Here is a 20,865-nt window from a genome sequence, read left to right as displayed (position 1 = left end):
GGAGCCGCCTTCATGTCCCAGCCGCCGTCCAACCCCTACCCCGGCAACAACCCCCCTCCCTCGCAACAGCCGGGTGGCTACCAGCCGCCGCAGCAGCCGCAGTACGACGGCGGCTACCCGCCGGCGCCGCAACAGCCCCAGTACGGCGGTGACTACCCGTCTCAGCCGCCGTACGGCGGCGACCAGTTCGGCGCGCCGGTGCCGCCGAAGAAGAAGTTCGGGGTCGGCAAGATCCTGCTGATCGTCCTGGCCGTCGTCCTGGTGCTCTGCGTCGGTGGTGGCATCGCCATCTGGGCCGCCGCCGGGGACGAGGTCAAGGACGCCGTCAACGCCAGCAAGACCCGGGTCGTCGAGCCCGCGACGCTGGGCGGCCGGCCGAAGGTGACCGAGCCGACGCTGCAGAACGCGGCCGTGCAGATGAAGTCCGAGCTCGGCAAGGACGTGCCGAACGCGACCAGCACGGCGGGCGCCTTCTACGGCGATCCGGCCAAGAAGGACCTGGTCATGGTCGTCGGTGTCTCCGGCATCATCGCCGACCCGAAGAAGGAGATGGCGGACGCCATCACGGCGGTCACCCCGCAACTCGGCACCAAGGACTTCAAGACTGTCGACGCCGGCCCGCTCGGCGGCGACGCCAAGTGCAGCGACGGCAAGGCGCAGGACGTCCCGGTGGGCGTCTGCGTCTGGGCCGACAAGGGCAGCCTCGGCATGATGGTGGTCTATTTCAAGAGCGCCACCGAGTTCCAGTCGGAGTTCGTCACGCTGCGCGGCGAGGTCGAGAAGCAGGACTGATCCCGCTCGGAGCGCCGGGCCCCCGCCGTCGGCGGGGGCCCGGCGCCGTGTCCGGGTCAGGCCGACGCGGCGCGTTCCGCCGGGCTGCGGCAGACGCAGAACTCGTTGCCCTCCGGGTCGGCGAGCACCACCCAGCCGGCGCCGTCCGGTCGGCGCCGGTCGGCGACCACCGTGGCGCCGAGGTCACGCAGTCGCGCGACCTCGGTGTCCCGGGTGCCTTCGGCCGCATGCAGGTCGAGGTGGAACGCGCCCTTGCCGTGCCGCTCGCCCACCTCGACGAAGAGCAGGTCGGGACCGTGCCCACCGGGCGCGACGAGGACCGCCTCCGGGTCGCCCGGGACGTCGTCGTCGGCCAGCTTGCGGTCGAGCACCCGGGCCCACCAGGTGGCCAGGGTGTAGGGGTCGTCGGATTCGACGGTCACGCAGTGGATCTCTGCACTCATGGTGCTTCCTCCTGTGGGGGTGCGCCCCGGCGGAGTGCGAGGGTCAGCGGGGAACGCGGGGCGCGGGATCGTTGCGAACGGACATCACCACACCCCCTTCCACCTCTCGGCTGACGTCATGATCCTTCCATCCCTCGCCGCCCGCTCGCAAGGTTGTTAAGAAGGGGCCCCTCCTCTACCGAAAACGTTAAGAAGGGGCCCCTCCTTACACCCTCACGGGCCGAGGAAGACGGCGCGGGCGCGCCAGTCGGTGCCGTCCACCGCCGGACCGCTGCGCACCGTGAACGTGGCGCCCGGCGCGCCGTTCGCCCAGTCGGTGGCGGACAGGTCACCGGTGTTCCGGTTGACCTTGTAGAGCGTGTTGCCGGCAACGAAGACCGCGCCCGCGTCGGCGAGCCCACCGGAGCCGGTGACCGGGAACCGGTCCGCGCCGACCGTGCCGCTGTCCGGGGTGAACCAGCGCCAGAACAGGCCGCTCTGCCCGGAGAGCGTGTAGTAGAGCCGCCCGTCGGCGTGGAACATGCCGGTCACGTTCGGGATCTCGGCGTAGAAGCTCGTGGTCACCCCGACGTACGTCTGACCGGCCGGCCCGGAGTCCGTGATCACCGTGTCCCAGTAGGCGTCGTGGTAGGGGTCGACGAGCGCCGGGGTGCCGAACGTGGTCCCGTCGAAGCTCCGCCGCCACAGCGCGCCGTCCATCCCGTAGAACAGCGTGCCGCCGACCCAGAACGCGCCGCGCGCGGTGGACCAGGCGGTGCCGTCCGGGTTCGCCACCGGGCTCGCCGCGCCGACCGCGCTCGCCCCGTCGTACGGGCGGGCCTGCACCTCGTCGCCGGTGCCGGCGGGCGGCGGGCCGGTCTTGACGATCTCGATGCCGTCGACCAGCGGGTTCTCCACCACGTGCCGGAACTCCAGGTCGACGGTGCCGTCGCTGACCACGGTGAACTCCCGCATGGTGCCCACGTTGTGCCCGACGCCGGCGGACAGGTCGAGGTCGTCGAGGACGGTGGTGCCCTCCAGCGCCACGTCGAAGACCCGGGAGCCGGCGGCGGCGGTGCCGTCGTACCGGTTGGCCAGATAGAGCCGCACCTGCACCTCGGTTCCGGCGGGCACCGGGAACTGCCAGGTCATCTCCGGCGCGCCGGCCGGGTCGTACCGTTCGTCGCTGTAGAGGGCGGCGGGCGTGCCGGCCGGCACTGTGGCGTCCAGCGAGCCGACCGCGGCGAAGCCGGCGGCCGAGCTGCCGGTGTTGTGGTACGGGCTGGGGTTGCCGCCGTCGTCGACCGCCCAGTCCGGCCCGCCGTCGGTGGCCGGCACCGCCGGGCCGCCGGCGTTCACCCGGTACAGCACGTTCGTCGGCTTCGGCACGCCGGCCTGGTAGACCCTGCCGGGCAGGGTGGCCGAGGTGGTCGGGTGCGGCGCCGTGCCGCCGGCCAGCGGGAAGAATGCGATCCGCTCGCGGCGGAACTGGAAGTTGCCGATCCACGAGGTGTCGCCGCCGACCCAGAGCCCGGCCGGGGTGACCAGCATCTCGGAGGCGCCGATGCCGCGGGGGTGCCGGCCCGGGTTCCACGACAGCGGCAGGCCGGTACGCGGGTCGAGCGCCGCGATGCTGGCCCGGCCGACCGCGCCGGCCCGGGCGTTGTCGGCGCCGGCGGTGTTGTTCAGCCAGCGGAAGTGACCGCCGACGTAGACCGCCTGCTCGCTGACGGCGACCGAGAGGAACGTGTCGCCGCCGGTGTAGTCGATCCAGGTCGGCTGCGCGTCGGCGGCGGTGGTGCCGCCCTCGAAGCGGGCCGCGGCGTCGCAGAGCGTGCCGGCGTACGGCGAGCCGGTGGTGACCACCACGAAGTAGCCGCCGTCCGGCGCGTACGCGATGTCCCGCATGTACGAGTCGAAGGCCTGCCACTTGCAGCGCGGTGTGTAGCGGCTGGTGTTCCAGTCGGCGACGGTGGCCGCGGTGGCGCCCAGGTCCAGCTGGACGATCTGGTCGTGCAGCACGCCGTCGGCCTTCTTGAAGTTGCCGATCACCACGAGCCGCGTGCCGTCCGGCGAGACGGCCATCTTCTCCACCCCGACGCCGGCGTTGGAGCCGCTGACCCCGTCGTAGTTGTGGTGCTCGGTCAGCGCGGTGGTGACATAGGTGTCCACCGCGCCGGTGGTGGCGTTGAGCGAGGCCAGCCCGCCGCGCGGGGTGGTGTTGCCGGCGGTGGTGAAGATGCCGCCGACCAGCAGTCGGTTGCCGACCACGGCGATGTCGTTGACCAGCCCGTTGAACGCCGGCGGGGCGAAGCCGGTGACCAGCGCCCCGGTGGCGACGTTCAGCAGCGCCACCTTGCGCCGGGTCACCCCGTTGACGGTGTTGAACTTGCCGGCGACGAAGACGGTGCCGGCGGTGGGGCCGGCCACCACCGCGTACACCTCGTTGTCGATTGTCGGCGCGAACGCGGTGTCGACGACGCCGGTGGCCTTGTCGAAGGCGAGCAGGTAGTTGCGCGGGATGTCGGTGTCGGAGTTGCGGTTCTGCACGGTGCTGAAGGAGCCGGCCACGATGATCTTCGTGCCGGCGTCGTGGATCGCGTCGACGGTGCCGTCCATGATGTCCGGTGACGCGGTGGAGGGGGTGGCCTTGACCACTGTCGTGTGGTTGGGCGCGGCGCCGGCGGGGGCGGCCGGGGCCAGGCCGGCCGCGGTGAGCGCGACGGCGGCGAGGACCGCGAGGACGCGGCGGCGCGGGGCCGAGGGGTGGGTCACGGGCAGCTCCGTAGGATCGACGGGGAGGCGTGTCGCTCCGCTCACCCTGGGCCACGCCCGCACCGCCGTCCAGCGCCCGGCAAGCTTTCTGACCGACCACCGCGCCGCCACGCCCGACCACCCGCCGCGCCGGCCGGGACAGCCGGGCCGGGCCGCACGATCAGGTGACCCCGGGGGTACGCCCGGACGGGCGCGGATCGGCGGTCAGGTGGCCGCCGGCGGGTCGGCCGACGGGAGCGTCACGGTCACCTCCAGGCCGCCGCCGGGCTGGGCGACCGCCTTCACGGTGCCGCCGTGCGCGTCGCAGACCGCCCGCACGATGGACAGGCCGAGTCCGGAGCCGCGGGCCCCGGTGCGTTCCTGCCCGCCCCGCCGGAACGGCTCGAACAGCCCGGGCACCTCGGCCGGGGCGACCTCGAAGCCGGTGTTCCCCACCACCAGCCAGGACCGTTGCCCGTCGGTGCCGGTGCGCACCCACATCCGGCCGTGCAGGTGGTTGTAGCGGACCGCGTTCTCCACCAGGTTGCCGGCCAGCCGGTCGAGCAGCCCCGGGTCGCCGACCACCGGCGCGGGGCGCAGCGAGGTGTGCACCTTCAGGCCGATCCGCTCCACCTCGCGGGCCACCGCGGAGAGCGCGTTGGCGGTGCCCACGGCGAGGTCGCTCTCGGCGCGTCGGGCCAGCCGCCGGCCGGTCTGCGCCTCGCTGCTGGCCAGCACCAGCAGCGCGTCGACCAGCCCGTTGGCCCGCTCGGACGCCTCCCGCACCACGCCGGCCATCCGGCGGTACTCGCCGAGGTCCGCGTCGTCGTCGCTGAGCGTCACGTCGATCTCGGTACGCATCACCGCGAGCGGCGTCCGCAGCTCGTGCGAGGCGTTCGCGACGAACCGTTTCTGCGCCTCGAACGCGGCGCTGATCCGGTCCAGCATCGCGTCGAACGTCTCGGCCAGCTCGGCCACCTCGTCGTCCGCCCCGGACCAGCCGATCCGCTCGTCCAGCGTGGTCTCGCCGAGCCGCCGGGCGGTGGCGGTGACCTGGTGCAGCGGGCGCAGCGCCCGACCGGCCACCAGGTAGGCCCCGGCCACCCCGACGACGCTGATCGCCAGCAATGCCAGCAGCCCCTTGACCAGCAGCTCCCGCGACGCGGCGTCGACGAGTTGCCGCTGCCACTGCCCGGCGTCGAGGGTGCGGCCGTCGGTGAGCACCACTGTGGTGCCGGGCAGCAGCTCGTCGGTGGGGCGCAGCGCGTCGCGGACCAGCAGCCAGGCCAGCAGCACCAGGATCGCCCCGGCGCCGACCAGGAGCACGCCGTTGAGCAGGGTCAGCCGCAGCCGCAGCGTCGGTCGTACCCGCCGGGCGCCCATCAGGCGGGCTCGCCGACGCGGTAGCCCGCGCCGACCACGGTGTCGATCAACGGCGGGTCGCCGAGCTTCTTGCGCAGGGTCATCACGGTGACCCGGACGATGGTGGTGAACGGGTCGGTGTTGGCGTCCCAGACCCGCTCCAGCAGCTCCTCGCTGGACACCACCGCGCCGCGCGCCTTGAGCAGCTCGGCGAGCACGCCGAACTCCTTGTTGGTCAGCTCGAGCGGCACGCCGGCCCGGGTCACCACGCGCCGGGCCGGGTCGAGTTCCAGGTCGGCCACCGCCAGCACCGGCGGCGCGGCCGGAGTGGCCCGCCGGCCCAGCGCCTGCACCCGGGCCACCAGCTCGTCGAAGGCGAACGGCTTGGCCAGGTAGTCGTCGGCGCCGAGCTGCAACCCCTCGACCCGGTCGGCGACGGTCCCGCTCGCGGTCAGCATGAGGACCCGGGTGAGCGTGCCGGAGGCGGCCAGGTCGGCGCAGATCCGGTCGCCGTGCACGCCCGGCAGGTCCCGGTCCAGGACCACCACGTCGTAGCGGGTGACGAACGCCGCCTCGTGCCCGGCGTCGCCGTCGTAGGCGACGTCCACCGCCATCCCGCGCTTGCGCAGCCCGCGCGCGATCGCGTCGGCGAGGTTGCGCTCGTCCTCGACCACCAGTACCCGCATCCCGGCCTCCCACCTCGTGACCTCCCACAACCTAGTGCCGGCGACCAAACGGCCGGCACGCGCCGGGCGTTGCAGAAAACCTTCGGGTACGCGATGCTCGCCGGCAACGATCGACCACCACCCGCGCCGGACCGGCCGGGCCGAGCCGAGCGGAGCCCCGATGAGCGCCGTGCACCCCGGCCGGGACGTCGCGTACCGCCGTTTCCGCTTCCCCGCCGACCGGGACCGGGGCCGCGCCGACGGGCTCCGGGTCGGCCCGGACGGGCTGGCGCCGGACGCGGCGGCCGACCGGCTCACGCAGACCGACCGGCACTCCGGGAACACCGCCGACCACGCCGCCGGCGCCTGGACCTCGCCGGTGGTGCCGGTCGGCTTCGCCGCCACCGAACTGGTGCCGTCGTGGACCGCCGACACGCCACCGGGCTGCTGGCTACGGGTGGAGCTGCGCGGCTGGGGCGCCGACGCGGCCACCACCGGCTGGTACGCGCTGGGCGACTGGGCGGCCGACGACAGCGCGGTGCACCGCTCCTCCGTGCCCGGGCAGGCCGACGGGCGGGCCCGGGTGGCCGCGGACACGCTCCGGGTCACCGGCGCGACGGTGACCGGCTGGCAGGCCCGGGTGACGCTGTTCCGCCACGCCGACGCCCCGGCCGGCCCGGTGCTGCGCTCGGTCGGCGTGGTCGCCTCCACCGATCCGGCCCCGGTCGCCGCCGCCGCCGCCGACGACGGTGTCGGCTCAACCGGCGAGGGCGACGGCGCGGCCGGCGGCACGGGCGGCGGGGCGTGGGGGCGGGTGCTGGACGTGCCGCGCTACGCGCAACGGCTGCACGGCGGCGGCGAGACCCGCTGGGGTGGCGGCGGCGACTCCTGGTGCAGTCCCACCTGCGTGTCGATGGTGCTCGACTTCTGGCACGCCGGTCCCACCCCGGACCGGTACGCCTGGGTCGACCCGCCCGGCCCCCGGCCGGTCGTGGTGCACGCCGCCCGGCACTGCTACGACCACGCCTACGGCGGGGCGGGCAACTGGCCGTTCAACACCGCGTACGCGGCGACGCACGGGGTGGACGCGTTCGTCACCCGGCTGCGCTCGCTGGCCGAGGCGGAACGGTTCGTGGCCGCCGGCATCCCGCTGATCGTCTCGGCGGCGTTCACCCGGGGGCAGGTGCCCGGGCTGGACTACGACACCCGGGGGCACCTGATCGTGCTGGTCGGCTTCAGCGCCGACGGCGACCCGGTGCTCAACGACCCGTACGCGCCGGACGACGAGCGGGTCCGCCGGACCGTGCCCCGCACGCCGTTCGAGGCGGCCTGGCAGGCGGGCAGCGGCGGGATCACGTACGTGCTGCGGCCGGAGTCGGTGCCGCTGCCCCCGGCGCCCGGGCAGGCCAACTGGTGATCACCCGCCGACCGGCCAGACCGTCAGGCCGCCGGCCGGGCGCAGGCACACCAGCGCCTGGCCGGCGTCCGCGCACTCGTCCCAGGAACCCGGCAGGACCGCCCGGATCCGTGCCTCGCCGGCCGGCACGTCCAGCGCGCCGACGAGCGTCCGGTCCCCGGTGAGTCGACGCAGCCCGAGCAGCCCGGCCAGCGTGCCGGACCCGTCGTCGCGGCCGGTGACGCGCCAGCGGCCGAGCCGGGCGAGCACCCGGCCGGTGGCCGCTTCGAGCGCCCACAGCTCCAGCTCGGGGCCGTCGCCCGTCGCCGCGGCGATCAACCGGCCGCCGACCGGCGCGAGCCCGATCCACCGCTCCTCCGCCCACGCGGGGCGGCCGGTGGCGGGATCGAGGGCTTTCGCCCCGCCGACCTGGTCGCGCTGGCAGAGCACGCCGGCGCAGTCGGTGAACCAGATGCCGGCGCGCGGGTCCACCGGCACCGTCCAGCGCCGCTCCAGCCGGTCCAGCCCGTACGCGGTGACCGCGCCGGCGCCGTCGTCGACCAGCAGCAGATCGCCGACGACCTGCGCGAACCGGTGGGAGACGCCGTCCGGCGCGGACGACACCCGGCCGTCGCGCACCCGCGCGCCCGAACCGGCGTCGTGCACGGCGACCCGGCCGTCCGGCTCGACCAGCACCAGCTGCGTCACCCCCCGGGCGTCGCGCCGGTACGACACGCCCTGCGCGGGCACCGGCAGCGACCAGCGCACCGCGCCCGACGCCGGGTCGACGGACCGCACGCTGCCGGTGCCGCCCGGGCGGGGGTTCTCGACCAGCAGCCCGCCCGCCGCGGTCGCGATCGGGTAACCGGGCTGCCGCCAGCGGACCGCGCCGGTCGCCGGATCGAGCAGCGTGGCGAGCGTGTCGCCGACACCGGTCGGACTGCTCGTCACCAGCAGTCCCTCGGCGGCGCCGGTCAGCCCCAGCACGTGGTCGCCGGCGGGCAGCGTGAACCGCCACGCCGGCTCACCACCGGGCAGCCGGAAGGCGGTGACCTCCCGACCGCCCCGGTTCACCGCACCGGGACCGTCGGCCACCACCAGCCGGCCGGCCAGCGCCACGAAGACGGCACCCTGCGGCGCGGGCACCCGGACCGGCACCGGCCGCCCCGCCGGCCGCGCCGCGCCGGCCATGGTGAGCAGCAGCAGGCAGCCGAGCGCCACCGCGCGGGCGGCCCGGCCGGGAGGTCGCCGGGGCGGCGCGGGAAGCGGCTCGTCGCCGTCCTCGGCGGGCCGCAGCTCGCCCAGCTCGATGACCGGGCTCACGGCAGCCGCCGCAGCGTGAAGTCGCCACCGACCTGCCGGCAGATCAGCAGCGTCGTACCGGCCCGGCAGTCGGTGCCGGTCAGCACGTCGCGCACCACGGGCGGGCCGCCCGACAGGTCCGGCTCGGCGAGGAGCTGCCGGCCGCCACCCAACGGCCGGGTCAGGAGGATCCGCCCGGTCGACTCGTCCTGCGGCAGCACCGCCCAGTCGCCGAGGTCGGTGACCAGCCGCCCGTCCGCCTCGTCCAGCACCGCCAGGTGGTCGCCGGTGGTGCCGCCGGTGGCCACCAGCAGGCGGCCGGCGTCGGCCCGGAGCACGCTCTGCCACCGCTCGGCGGTCCAGCGCGGCGCGCCGGTGCCCGGGTCGAGCGCGCGTATCCCGCCGTTCTGCCGGGCGGCGCAGAGCAGCCCCCCGCACTGCTCCAGGTGATCGACCAGCGGCAGCTCGACGGTCCACCGCAACCGGAGCGTGTCCAGCTCGTACGCATTCACTGTCGCGCCGGCGTCCGAGGTCTGGACGGCTTCCAGGAAGAGCCCGCCGGTGCCCTGCATCGTGCGCGGGCCGGGCAGTTCCTCCGGGTGCAGGTTCCGGGCGGCCAGCCGGGCGCCGGTCACCGCGTCCAGCACCACCGTCCGGCCGGCGTTCGGCACCAGCAGGATCCTCTCGACCCCGGACGGTCCATAGCTGAACTGCACGTCCTGTCCGTCCGGCGCGGGCGCGGTCCAGAGCGTCCGCCCGTCGGCCACCGCCAACCGGCGGACCGACTGCGGGCCCGGCCCACCCACCGGGCGCAGCAGCACCGCGTCGCCGGCCGGGAACGCAAAGCCGGACCGCCGCCAGCGGCGGGCACCCGTGCCGGCGTCGAACGCCACCGTCTCCCATCCCTCGCCGTCACCGGTTGCCACGGCGAGCACCCGCCCGCCCTGTTCCCACAACCCGACGACGTCGCCCGTGCCGGGCATCCCGGCCCGCCACCGCTCACGGCCCTCGCGGTACGCGACGACCTCCCAGCCCGGCCGCTGCGTGGTCCGCAGCACCACGTACACCCGGTCGCCGGAGAGGAACGCGGAGGCCCCGGTGCCGCCCGGGAGCCGGTGCGCCGCGGACCGGGGCGGCGGCGCCGCGGCGGCGAGCGTGACGAGCGCCACCAGCAGCACCACCGCGGCGCGGAACGGCCGCCCGACGGCGCGCGGCGGCCGGGCCGGCGGCCCGGGCGCCGGGGCGTCGTCGCGCAGCTCGCCCAGATCGATGACGGTCACGACCATCCCTTCCCGCGCCGCCGTGCCGCCGCCCGACCGTGACCGGACCGAGGCCGAGCCGCCTGTACGATGGCCCGTCGTGGCCGTGCCGGTGGTGGATCCCCCTCTGAACTCCTCGTCCGTCGAGGTGGACGCCGTCGTGGCGGATCCGCCACGACGGCCCCGTCGCCGACCGGCTCGCGCCGACGTGCTGGCCATCGGAGCCTATGCGTTGCTCGGTGTTCTCGTCTGCCTCAACTACTGGGGCGACGTGCAGCACCGGGTGTCGTCGCACCTGCCGACCGACCACAGCTGGTTCGAGTGGCTGTTCGCGCACGGCGCGTACTCGGTGCGGCACCTGGAGAACCCGCTCTTCACCGCCCGGCAGAACGCGCCGGACGGGGTGAACATGATGGCGAACACCTCGCTGCTCGGGGTGACGCTGCCGCTGGCGCCGCTGACCATGCTGCTCGGCCCACAGGTGATGTACGCGCTCTACCTGGGCGCGGCGCTGTCGGCGACCGCCGCCACGTCCTACTGGGCGCTGTCGCGGCACCTGGTCCGCTCCCGGGCGGCGGCGTTCGTCGGTGGCGCGTTCCTCGGTTTCGCGCCGGGCATCGTGCACCACGCCAACGGGCAGCCGAACTTCGTGTCGAACTTCCTGCTCCCACTGATCGTGGCCCGGGTGCTGCGCCTCGGCGAGCCGGGCCGCTGGCGGCGCAACGGCCTGGCGCTCGGGCTGCTGGTGGCGTACCAGATCTTCGTCAACGAGGAGATGCTGCTGCTCACCGCGCTGGCCTGCCTGGTCGTCGTGGTGGCGTACGTGGTGCAGCGGCCGCGCGCGGCCCGGGAGCGGGCCGGGGCGTTCCTCGCCGCGATCGGGGTCGGTGGCGGGGTGGCGTTGCTGCTCACCGCGTACCCGATCTGGTTCCAGTTCAACGGCCCGCAGTCCTACCGGGGGTTGCAGGGCGGGGTCTTCCACAACTGGGGCGAGGACCTGATGGCCTTCGTCACCTTCGCCCGGGACACCGTCGCCGGGGACGAGGCGGTGGAGAAGACCATCGGGCTGACCGAGCAGAACACCTGGTTCGGCTGGCCGCTGGTGCTCGTCGCGCTGGTCGCGCTGGTGCTGCTGGTCCGCCGCTCGGTGCCGGCCCGGATCCTGGCCGTGCTGGTGGTCCTCTTCACCGTCGCCTCGATCGGTCCGGTGGTGCGCTTCGACGGCGCGGAGACCGACGTGGCCGGGCCGTGGGCGTACGTGCCGGACGACCTGCCGCTGGTCGAGATGATGATGCCGACCCGGCTGAGCCTGGTGGTGGTGGGCGCGATCGGCGTGCTGTTGGCGCTGGCCTGGGACACGCTGGCCCGCACCGCCCGGCCGACGGTGCCCGCGCCCCGCTCCGGCGCTCACGACGCCGACCCCGACGGCACGGCCGACGCGGACGGCACGACCGGCGCGCGCGACGGGGACCGGGCCGCGACGGGCCGACGGCGGGCGGTGCGCCTGGTCGGGTACGCCGCGATCGTGGCCGCCCTGCTGCCGCTGTTCCCGCGCCCGCTGCCGGCGCAGCGGATCGACCCGCCGCCGCACTTCATCACCGCCGGCGGCTGGCGGCCCTACGTGCCGGCCGGCCGGACGCTGGTGCCGGTGCCGATCCCCAGCAACGTGCACGGGCTGCCGACGCTGCGCTGGAGCGCGCTGACCGCGCAGGAGTTCCCGATCCCGGCCGGCTACTTCATCGGCCCCAACGCCGCCGGCGAGGGTGTCTTCGGCGCGCCGAACCGCCCGACCAGCACGCTGATCTACTCCACCATGGACGCCGACGAGGTCCCCGAGATCACCCCCGAGAACCGCCGTCAGGCGATCGAGGACCTGCGCTTCTGGCGGGCGTCGGTGGTGGTGCTCGGCGCGAACCCGCGCGAGGCGGTGCTGCGCGACCTGATGACCGCGCTGCTCGGCCCCGCGCAGCGGGTCGACGACGTGTGGCTCTGGGACGTCCGCGACCGCGTGTAGGGCGTCAGCCGAGCAGGGGGCGGACGTCCCACAGGTGCCCGCCGGCGACGTCCCGGCCGGGCCCGACCAGGGCGTCCACGGTGGCCCGCACCGGGTCGGCCGGCGACGAGTCGGCCTGCACCAGCGCCGCCGCCCGCCAGTGCCGGAGGTCCGCCACCGCCTGCCGGCGCTCCGCGTCGCCGACCGGCGGCACCTGACCGGTCTCGGCGGCCCGGCGCAGCAGCAGCGCGGTGGGCCGGTCCGGCGCGCCCCACCGGGCGGTCGGGTCGGTGGCCGAGCGCGGTCCGATGAAGTAGCCACCCGGCGCGTCGAACGCGAGCCCGGTGCGCGCCGACCAGAACATGGCCGGGCTGGCGGCCGCGCCGGTGACCGGCGGGACCGGCACCAGCGTCCGGCCCGGCGGGACGTACGCCCGCCAGCCGCCGCCGGCCACCACGGCCGGCACCGGCGTGACCGGCACGGTGCGGATCGGGGTGGGCGCGAGCGGCAGCAGCGCGGCGGCGACCGCGCCGGCCCACGGCGCCCAGGCGCGGACGGCGCCGCGCCGCACCCGGTCCACGGCCAGCGCCAGCAGCACCCCGGCCACCGGTACGCAGACCAGCGCGAACCGCGCCGGCACCACCAGGTCGAGCAGCGGCACGCCGGCGAGCAGCCGGTACGGGCCGGGCAGCCCGGTGTCGTGCCGGTTCACCACCACCGTGGCGCCGAGCGAGAGCGCCGCGAACAGCAGCCCGCAGGCGGCCAGCGCGCGCACCAGCGGCCGGCGCCACAGCCGCACCACCACGAGCAGCGCCAGCAGCGGCAGGAACGGCCCGAAGAACGAGTTCTGCTCGGTCGGGTTCGGCGAGAGCAGCCCGGCGCGGTGGCCGTCCCCGGCCACGGTCTGCCGGGCGGCGGCGGTGAACGAGGCCAGGTCCAGCCGGTAGCCGCGGGTGTGGAACGGCATCCCGGTGTAGTGGCCCGGCCCGAAGAACTGGAACCACAGCGGGTACGCCAGCAGCACGCCGGCCACCGCCGCGCCGACGCCCAGCCGGCGCGCCACCACGGGCGCCAGCCGGCGCGCCGCGGCCCGGTCGGCCAGCGCGTACGCCCCGGCCAGCACGCCGGCGGCCAGCGCCAGGAAGACCAGCACCTCCTCGCCGAGGAACACCTGGTAGGCGACCGCCAGCCCGAGCAGCACGCCGTCGCGGCGTACCCGGTCGGTGGCCGGCCGGAACACCAGCGCGAGGATCACCGGGACCAGGAACTGGGCGGCCATGTGCAGGTGCGCGCCGGCCTGCGCCACCATCCCGGGGGCGAAGCCGCAGCAGAGCCCGCCCACCGCGGCGGCGGCCCGGGAGCGGACCAGCCGGCGGGCGAGCAGCGCGTACCAGGCGGTGGCGGTGCCGGCGAGGCTGAGCGCCACGGCGACCAGGAAGGCCACCTGGGAGCCGAACGCCACGGTCACCGGGGTGAGCGGCACGCCCAGCCCGAGCACCGAGGTGTTGGCCATCAGGTTCACCCCGTGCGGCACGTTCAGCGCGGCGCTGTGCAGCGGGTTCTCGCCACCGGTGACCGCGCGGGCGGCCCGGGCCAGCATCCACTCGAACAGCATCTGGTCGCCGGCCTGGTGGAACAGCCGGTCCGGCCGGCGCCACTGGTCGGCGGTGAGCAGCACGGCCAGCGCGACATAGCCGGCCACCACCAGCGCGTCGACCGGGCGCCACCGGGGCTCGGGGGCCGGGCGGGCCGTGACCGGGCGGACCGCCGCCGCGGTCGTCAGGCGGACCGGCCGGTCAGTGTCCGGACGTCCCACACCCACACGTCCAGCTCCTGCCGGGCGGGCCCGACCAGCTGCTCCACGGTGCGACGCAGCGGCTCGGCATTCTGCTCGTCCACCGGCAGCACCACCACCGCCGCGTTCCAGTGCCGCAGCTCGTCGAGGAAGCGGCGGCGCTGCCGGTCGTCGAGCTTCGGGGTACGCCCGGTCGACGCCACGTCGGCCAGCACCTCGCCGATGCCGCTGCGTCGGCCGCCGAAGCGGCCCGGGTCGCCGGTGACGCCGTTGCGCGGGGCGAGGAAGTAGCCGCCGGGAATCTTGAAGTCGAGGTCGGTGCTGGCCGCCCAGCGCATCGGGTCGGTGTTGCCCATCGCGGGCACCGGCACGGACACCAGGGTCTGGTCCGGTCCGACGTACTGCCGCCACCGGTCGGCGGTGATGAACTCCGGCACCGGCGGGCGGGTGGTGACCCGCAACGGCATGGGCGCGATCGGCAGCAGCGCGAAGACCAGGCCCGCGGCGGTCAGCGTCCGCGCGGTGCGACGCTCCACGCCGCGCAACACCCAGGCGCTGCGCACCGCGTACGCCAGCAGCACCGCGACGGTCACGCTGGTGATCAGGCCGAACCGGGTCGGCACCACGGCGTCCAGCAGCGGCAGCCGCACCAGCAGCTCCCACGGGCCGGCGGCCAGGTCCCGGTCCCACCAGGAGATCCGCTCGCCGAGGGAGAGCACCGCGAAGAACAGGCCGGTCGCGGCGAGCGCCCGGACCATCACGTCCCGACGCAGCCAGACGACGATGCCCACGGCCAGCAGCGACAGGCTCCAGCCGAAGAAGGCGTTCTCCTCGGAGTAGTTCGGGGCGAGGTTGACGTTGGCCCGCTCGTTGCCGCCGAACGTGGGCGAGCCGGGGGCGACGAACGCGGCGATGTCGTTGCCGTAGTCGCGTACCGCGTCGCTGAGTCCGTGGTAGGCCATCGGCCCGGCGAACTGCACCCAGAGCGGGTACGCCAGCAGCGCGCCGGCCAGCACCGCGCAGACCGCCAGCCCGACGCCGAGCGGGCGCCACGCGGCGGCCCACCGCTCGCGCTGCTGCACCAGCACGGCGAGCAGGAACACGCCCAGGGCCAGCGCGGTGAAGAGCAGGATCTCCTCGTTGATGAACGCCTGCACGACCACCAGCAGGGCGAGCAGCGCGCCGTCGCGCACCGGCCGGGCCGACCGGGTCAGCACCAGCACCCGCCAGACGATGAACGGCAGCAGGAACTGGCTGATGATGTTCGGGTGCCAGTTGGCGTGCGACAGCATGGCCGGGGAGAACCCGCAGAACCAGGCGCCGACCGCGGCGGCCGGCCGGTGCCGGACCAGGTGTCGGGAGAGCACCCGGTACCAGGCGGCGGCGGTGCCGGCCAGGCCGATCGTGACCAGCGCGACGAAGGAGACCGCCGGTCCGAACAGGAGGGTCACCGGCACCATCGGGATGCCGAGCGCCAGGATGGCGGTGTTCGCCATCAGGTTGACCCCGTCGGGGTAGTTGAACTGCTCGGTGAAGAACGGGAACTCGCCGTGCAGCACCACCCGCACCGAGTGGGCCAGGAAGAACTGCACCTGCGCGGGGTCGCTGCTGTAGAGCGCGGCCACCCGGCCGGCCGGGTCGGCCCAGATGCCGCTGGTCACCCAGATCGCGGCGAGCAGGAAGCCGGCGTACACCACCAGGTCGATGCGCCGGCGGGTCCACCGCCAGCGCCACCGGCGGCGCGCGGCCGGCGCGACGGGTTCGGTGGTGGGGACCGCGGGCTCGCGCGGCTCGGCCGGAGGTTCACGGCGAGTGACCGGCGGTGGATCGAGGGTGACGGATCGGGAGCCCGTCGGGGCGTCGGCGGCCGGCGTCGAGGCGCCGCGGGTCTCGGCAGGCGTCACAGTCGGCGGAGTCTACCGGAGCCGGATATTGACCCACGAATCGCGCGTCACGTTCCGCGACGAGAGGGAGAGCCGGGCGCGCCCGGGTGCCGGGCCGTCTCGTACCATGTGGGCTTCCGACCGACGACCGGCGAGGGGATCAGGGTGGCTTCAGCCCGCCGAGGCGCTGTGCCGGGCACCGCGCTGGCCGCGTTGCTCCTGGTCACAGTCGGTTGTGGGCCGGTCGCCGAGCGGCAGCCGGCGGACCTGCGGGTCGGCTACGACAGCCTGGACGGCACGTTGGCGGTCTGGCCGCCGCGCGGCAGCCTGGCCAAGGACGCCGCCGCGACCGCCGCGATCACCGCCGCGGTGCGGGGCTGGCGCTCGCCGGTGGACGACCGCGCGCACCTGCCCTCCTCCGGCATCCTCTTCTCCGGCCAGGTCGGCGGCGCCCCGCTGGCACTGGTCGCCGCCGACGTGCCCGGGGATTCCACCTCCTGGCTGCTGCAGCTCGACCGGGACGGGCAGCGGTGGCGGGTGGCCCACGCCACCGAGTACACCGAACCCGGCTACCTGGTCTACTCCGACGTGCTGCCGGTGCGGGAGCCCACCGGCCGCCGCTACCTCACCTCCGCCCGGGTGGAGCGCCTGCTCGGTCCGGACGGCAGGGCGGTGGCCGGCGGCGACGGCGTCACCGAGCCGGTCGCCGTGCCGGCCTGCCGGGCCGTCGAGCTGACCGCGACGCTGCGGCCCACGCCGTCGCTGCCGCGCGGCCGGGCCGCCGACCGCGTCCTCGACCTGGGTACGGCGACCGAGGCGCCCCGCTACCCGCTGGTTCGCGACGAGACCGGCGCCGGCAAGCGTGCCCTGACCGGCCTGGACACCTGCGTGCTGGCCGGTGAGCGGGGCCCGTTCGGCAGTGCGCCGCGCCGCATCGGCGACCGCGAGGCGCCTCGCTCCGCACCGGAGTCCTGGCCGATGGCGAAGATCGCGACCCGGTCGCTGGGTTCGGTGGCCCTCGGTGGCGGGGAGCCGGGCGACCTGGAGCAGCTGACCTGGGAGACCCCGAGCGGGACGATGACCGCGGTGCTCTACCGCCCGGCCGGTGGCGGCACCCCGGTGGTCTCCCCCGCCGACCGCTCCACCACGTTGCAGGCCTATCACCTGCCGTTGCCGGGGCAGTCGCTCGCGGTGCTGTCCTGGCGGACCCGGGACGCCTCCTTCGCCGCCCCGCCGGGCACCACCCGCCTGGTCGACCGCCCGGGCCTGGTGGTGGTCGAGCAGACCGACGGCAAGCAGACGTTCAGCCTGGCCGGCACCGAGAAGACCTGGTACCGCTCCCTCTCCTCCCCCCGGTGACCGTGCTGACCGACCTGGTTCGCCGGCTGCACGCCCGCCGCCTGCGGGCGCGGCTCGTCGGCGCGGCACTGCCCCGGCACGTGGCGATGGTGATGGACGGCAACCGCCGGTGGGCCCGGCAGATGGGCTTCGACGACCCGTCGGTGGGCCACCGGTACGGCGCCGCGCACCTGCACGAGGTGGCCGGCTGGTGTGCCGAGCTGGGGATCCGCCAGATCACCCTGTTCGTCGCGTCCGTCGACAACGTGCGCAAGCGTGAATCCGGCGAGGTGGCCCACCTGATGCGGCTGGTCGAGGAGGTGATCGCCGAGCCGCTGCTCCGACCGGACAGCCCGTGGCGGCTGCACGTGGCCGGCCGCACCGAGGTCCTGCCCGAATCGACCCGACACGCGCTGAAGCTGGCCGAGGACGCCACCCGCGACCGGGACCGGGGCTTCCACCTCACCGTCGCGATCGGCTACGACGGCCGCGTGGAGATCACCGACGCGGTCCGGAACCTCCTGCACGAGGCGGCGGAGAACGGCGTCACGCTCCGCGAGGTGGCCGACCACCTCACCGAGGAGGCCATCGGCGCCCACCTCTACACCGGCAGCCGGCCGCATCCCGACCTGGTCATCCGCACCAGCGGCGAGCGGCGGATGTCCGGCTTCCTGCTCTGGCAGGCCGTCCACTCGGAACTGTACTTCTGCGACGTCTACTGGCCCGGCTTCCGCAAACTCGACTTCCTCCGAGCCCTCCGCACCTACACCACCCGCCCCTGACCCCCCACCCCCGCCCCGCCCCCGCCCCCGCCCCCGCCCCGCCCAAGGACTTCGCGTCACGATCCCGCACTCCCCAGCCCCCAAACTCCTTGATCACCAAGCCTCACCCGGCCAGGAAGCGTCGATCATGAAGTTGGCGGCGACAAATCGGACGGCAGGCCCCGGCCAACCTCATGATCGACGAGATCGTCGCCCGTCGAAGGTCGCGCGACGCGATCGTGGGGTTGTGGTGCCTGTGGAGTCGGGGGTAATGGACATCACGGGCGCCATAAGTCCACGATCGAGGGCCTCGGCCTGAGCCCGAGCGGTGGAGACGCGTAGGCCGGCCCGGGACACGCGGGCCCGGGGCGCGGGCGCGGGGCACGGGGCGCGGGCGCGGGGCACGGGGCGCGGGCGCGGGGCACGGGGCACGGGCGCGGGGCACGGGGCACGGGCGCGGGGCACGGGGCACGGGCGCGGGGCACGGGGCACGGGCGCGGGGCACGGGGCACGGGCGCGGGGCACGGGCACGGGCACGGGCACGGGCACGGGCGCGAGGCGCGGCCGGCGGCCGGGAACAGCGGCTCGGGACCGCGGGTCGGGGCTCGACCGGCCGGTCAGGGAGCGGAGCGGCGCATGCCGAGATAGGGGGCGTCGGCGGGGCCGGGGCGGGTGGTGCCGTCCAGGTGCCAGCCGTGTCGGGTGTAGAAGGCGCGGGCCCGGGTGTTCCGCTCCCACACCTCCAGCAGGCCCACGGAGAGCCCTTCGGTCTCCAGGTGGCGTAGGAACAGGCCGTGCAGGGTGCCACCGATGCCCCGGCCCCACCGGTCCGGGTCGACGTGGATCTGGTAGAGCTGGGCGGCGTTCGTCTCCGGCGTGTGCGGCGGACCCATGGCCAGCAGGCCGACCAGCACACCGTCCACGGTGGCGCAGCGGACGTGCTTGTGGGGCGCGTCGATCGCCGCCATCCATCCGGCGCGCTGCTCCCGGGCCAGCTCCGGGGTGACGATCTCCCCGACGGGCAGACCGCCCTCGCCGTAGTAGGCGATCCGGGCACGGGTGTGCAGGTCGACGATGCGGTCCAGGTCGGCCGGGCCGGCCGCACGAACATCCATCACGCCTCCGGGCAGGGAGCGGGCGGCCCCGCGACAGCGGGACCGCCCGTGCACCGTAGCCGGATCAGTTCTGCGCGGCGGCCCCGTCGGTGGCCGGGTCGACCGGGGCGGCGTCCAGGCCGGAGATCCAGCCGGTGACGTCGCGGGCCACGTCCTGCGCGGTCAGCCCCAGGTCGGACAGGATCTGCGCGCGGCTGCCGTGCGGGTGCCAGTCGGCCGGTACGCCCAGGTCGCGCACCGGCACGCGGACGTCGGCGTCCCGCATCGCCTGGGCCAGCGCGGAGCCCACGCCGCCGACCCGCACGCCGTCCTCGACGGTGACCACGAGGCGGTGCCCGGCGGCCAGCTCGACCAGCTCGGCGGGGACCGGGCGGACCCAGCGCGGGTCGACCACGGTGACGCCGTAGCCCTGCTCGGCGACCCGGGCGGCGACCTCCATGCCGAGGCCGGCGAACGAGCCGACCGCGACCAGCAGCACGTCGGTACGCGCCGACTCGGCCAGTACGTCGACCGGGCCGACCCGGCGCACGGCCGGCAGGTCGGCGGCGACGGTGCCGGTCGGGAAGCGCAGGATGGTCGGGCCGTCGTCGACGGCGATCGCCTCGCGCAGCTCCTCGCGCAGCGTGGCCGAGTCGCGGGGCGCGGCGATGCGCAGGCCGGGCACCACGCCGAAGACGGACATGTCCCAGATGCCGTAGTGGCTGGGCCCGTCCGGGCCGGTGATGCCGGCCCGGTCCAGCACGAACGTGACCGGCAGCTTGTGCATCGCCACGTCCAGCAGGACCTGGTCGAAGGCGCGGTTGAGGAACGTGGCGTAGACCGCGACCACCGGGTGCAGGCCGCCCATGGCCAGGCCGGCGGCGGAGGTGGCCGCGTGCTGCTCGGCGATGCCCACGTCGTAGACCCGCTCCGGGTACTTGCGGGCCAGCGTGGCGATGCCGGTCGGCTCGGCCATGGCGGCGGTGATGCCCACCACGTCGGGGCGCTCGTCGGCGATGGTCACCAGCTCGTTCGCGAAGACGTGGGTCCACTTCACCGACGGCGCGGCGACCAGCTGGCCGGTCTCCACGTCGAAGGCGCCGGGACCGTGCAGGCAGTCCGCCTCGTCGTCCTCGGCGGGGCGGTAGCCGTAGCCCTTGCGGGTGACCGCGTGCACGATCACCGGGCCGCCGAAGTTCTTCGCCGCGCGCAGCGCCGCCTCGACCGCCGGCACGTCGTGGCCGTCGACCGGGCCCACGTATTTGATGCCGAGGTCCTCGAACATGGCCTGCGGGGCGACCGCGTCCTTGATGCCCTTCTTGACCGCGTGCAGCACCTCGAACATCGGCTTGCCGACGAACGGCGTGTTGCCCAGCGCGTCCTTGACGGTGTCGAGCACCTTCTCGTAGCCGGGGTTGAGCCGCAGCGACGACAGGTGGTCGGCGAGACCGCCGATGGTCGGCGAGTAGGACCGGCCGTTGTCGTTGACCACGATGACCAGCGGGTTGCCGGCGGTGGCGATGTTGTTCAGCGCCTCCCAGCACATGCCGCCGGTGAGCGCGCCGTCGCCGACCACGGCCACCACGGACCGCTTCTCGCCGCGCAGCGCGTACGCCTTGGCCAGGCCGTCGGCGTAGGACAGGGCGGTGGAGGCGTGCGAGTTCTCGATCAGGTCGTGCTCGCTCTCCGCCTGGCTGGGGTAGCCGGAGAGGCCACCGCGCTGGCGGAGCTTGTCGAAGCCCTCCTGCCGGCCGGTGAGGATCTTGTGCACGTACGCCTGGTGGCCGGTGTCGAAGAGGAGCCGGTCGCGCGGAGAGTCGAACACCCGGTGCATGGCCAGCGTCAGCTCGACGACGCCGAGGTTGGGGCCGATGTGCCCGCCGGTGCGGGAGACCTTCGCGATCAGGAAGTCCCGGATCTCGGCGGCGAGGATGTCCAGTTGCTCGGCGGTCATCCGCTTCACGTCCTGCGGGCCGCGGACGGCGCCCAGCAGCCGACCGTGGTTGGCCGTGCCCTCTTCAACACTCATGACCGGAGAGTCTATCGGCC

15 protein-coding genes are annotated in these 20,865 nt (G+C 75.1%); 5 read left to right on the top strand and 10 right to left on the bottom strand.

Translation table 11 applies throughout. The features are described from left to right. Positions 1 to 12 precede the first annotated feature (12 nt). On the top strand, positions 13 to 792 hold the full coding sequence (locus GA0070213_RS26705; RefSeq protein ID WP_091070581.1) for a hypothetical protein: 780 nt from the start codon (positions 13 to 15) through the stop codon (positions 790 to 792). Between the two features lie 56 nt (positions 793 to 848). Here the strand turns inward: GA0070213_RS26705 and GA0070213_RS26700 are convergent, their stop codons facing one another. From GA0070213_RS26700 to GA0070213_RS26685, 4 genes are all read right to left on the bottom strand, one after another. Continuing rightward, positions 849 to 1,235 carry a VOC family protein gene (locus tag GA0070213_RS26700; RefSeq protein ID WP_091070580.1) on the bottom strand — a complete coding sequence of 129 codons (387 nt, stop codon included), beginning with the start codon at positions 1,233 to 1,235 and terminating at the stop codon, positions 849 to 851. A 213-nt stretch (positions 1,236 to 1,448) separates the two neighbouring features. Beyond that, complete coding sequence (locus tag GA0070213_RS26695; RefSeq protein WP_091070578.1) at positions 1,449 to 3,989, bottom strand: malectin domain-containing carbohydrate-binding protein; 2,541 nt, start codon at positions 3,987 to 3,989, stop codon at positions 1,449 to 1,451. Between the two features lie 204 nt (positions 3,990 to 4,193). After that, the gene (locus tag GA0070213_RS26690) at positions 4,194 to 5,351 is read right to left on the bottom strand and encodes a sensor histidine kinase (RefSeq protein ID WP_091070575.1); all 1,158 of its coding nucleotides are present in this window, start codon (positions 5,349 to 5,351) and stop codon (positions 4,194 to 4,196) included. Continuing rightward, complete coding sequence (locus tag GA0070213_RS26685; protein ID WP_091070572.1) at positions 5,351 to 6,016, bottom strand: response regulator transcription factor; 666 nt, start codon at positions 6,014 to 6,016, stop codon at positions 5,351 to 5,353. Before GA0070213_RS26685 ends, GA0070213_RS26690 begins: the two co-directional genes overlap by 1 nt. Before the next feature lie 160 nt (positions 6,017 to 6,176). Here GA0070213_RS26685 and GA0070213_RS26680 point away from each other — a divergent pair, with 160 nt between their 5' ends. Then, positions 6,177 to 7,412 (top strand): peptidase C39 family protein, encoded by a 1,236-nt coding sequence (locus GA0070213_RS26680; RefSeq protein ID WP_245716561.1) that lies wholly within the window; start codon positions 6,177 to 6,179, stop codon positions 7,410 to 7,412. Here the strand turns inward: GA0070213_RS26680 and GA0070213_RS26675 are convergent, their stop codons facing one another. Both GA0070213_RS26675 and GA0070213_RS26670 read right to left on the bottom strand, forming a co-directional pair. Then, a complete protein-coding gene (locus GA0070213_RS26675) occupies positions 7,413 to 8,714 on the bottom strand; it encodes an outer membrane protein assembly factor BamB family protein (protein WP_091070569.1) in 1,302 nt (433 codons plus the stop codon). Then, positions 8,711 to 9,979 (bottom strand): outer membrane protein assembly factor BamB family protein, encoded by a 1,269-nt coding sequence (locus GA0070213_RS26670; protein ID WP_425412866.1) that lies wholly within the window; start codon positions 9,977 to 9,979, stop codon positions 8,711 to 8,713. Before GA0070213_RS26670 ends, GA0070213_RS26675 begins: the two co-directional genes overlap by 4 nt. Before the next feature lie 16 nt (positions 9,980 to 9,995). Here GA0070213_RS26670 and GA0070213_RS26665 point away from each other — a divergent pair, with 16 nt between their 5' ends. Continuing rightward, positions 9,996 to 11,966, top strand: a complete 1,971-nt coding sequence (locus GA0070213_RS26665) for a DUF6311 domain-containing protein (RefSeq protein WP_425412868.1) — start codon at positions 9,996 to 9,998, stop codon at positions 11,964 to 11,966. A gap of 4 nt (positions 11,967 to 11,970) precedes the next feature. Here the strand turns inward: GA0070213_RS26665 and GA0070213_RS26660 are convergent, their stop codons facing one another. Both GA0070213_RS26660 and GA0070213_RS26655 read right to left on the bottom strand, forming a co-directional pair. Further along, positions 11,971 to 13,767: a DUF6311 domain-containing protein gene (locus GA0070213_RS26660; protein WP_091070730.1), complete on the bottom strand. Its 1,797-nt coding sequence runs from the start codon at positions 13,765 to 13,767 to the stop codon at positions 11,971 to 11,973. Then, entirely contained in the window at positions 13,725 to 15,644 is a 1,920-nt protein-coding gene (locus GA0070213_RS26655; RefSeq protein WP_091070567.1) for a DUF6311 domain-containing protein, read from the bottom strand. Before GA0070213_RS26655 ends, GA0070213_RS26660 begins: the two co-directional genes overlap by 43 nt. A 144-nt stretch (positions 15,645 to 15,788) precedes the next feature. On the opposite strand from GA0070213_RS26655, the gene GA0070213_RS26650 reads away from it, so the two are divergent. Together GA0070213_RS26650 and uppS are read left to right on the top strand one after the other, a co-directional pair. After that, on the top strand, positions 15,789 to 16,982 hold the full coding sequence (locus tag GA0070213_RS26650; RefSeq protein ID WP_091070564.1) for a hypothetical protein: 1,194 nt from the start codon (positions 15,789 to 15,791) through the stop codon (positions 16,980 to 16,982). Beyond that, complete coding sequence (gene uppS, locus GA0070213_RS26645; protein WP_091070561.1) at positions 16,979 to 17,743, top strand: polyprenyl diphosphate synthase; 765 nt, start codon at positions 16,979 to 16,981, stop codon at positions 17,741 to 17,743. Before GA0070213_RS26650 ends, uppS begins: the two co-directional genes overlap by 4 nt. Positions 17,744 to 18,339: 596 nt before the next feature. Here the strand turns inward: uppS and GA0070213_RS26640 are convergent. After that, on the bottom strand, positions 18,340 to 18,837 hold the full coding sequence (locus GA0070213_RS26640) for a GNAT family N-acetyltransferase (RefSeq protein WP_091070558.1): 498 nt from the start codon (positions 18,835 to 18,837) through the stop codon (positions 18,340 to 18,342). 64 nt (positions 18,838 to 18,901) lie between these two features. Beyond that, positions 18,902 to 20,845, bottom strand: a complete 1,944-nt coding sequence (dxs, locus tag GA0070213_RS26635) for a 1-deoxy-D-xylulose-5-phosphate synthase (RefSeq protein ID WP_091070556.1) — start codon at positions 20,843 to 20,845, stop codon at positions 18,902 to 18,904. Positions 20,846 to 20,865: the final 20 nt, after the last annotated feature.

Source organism: Micromonospora humi, from assembly GCF_900090105.1.
In the GTDB taxonomy this organism is placed as follows: Bacteria; Actinomycetota; Actinomycetes; order Mycobacteriales; family Micromonosporaceae; genus Micromonospora; species Micromonospora humi.
This window is presented reverse-complemented; position numbering and strand designations above follow the sequence as displayed.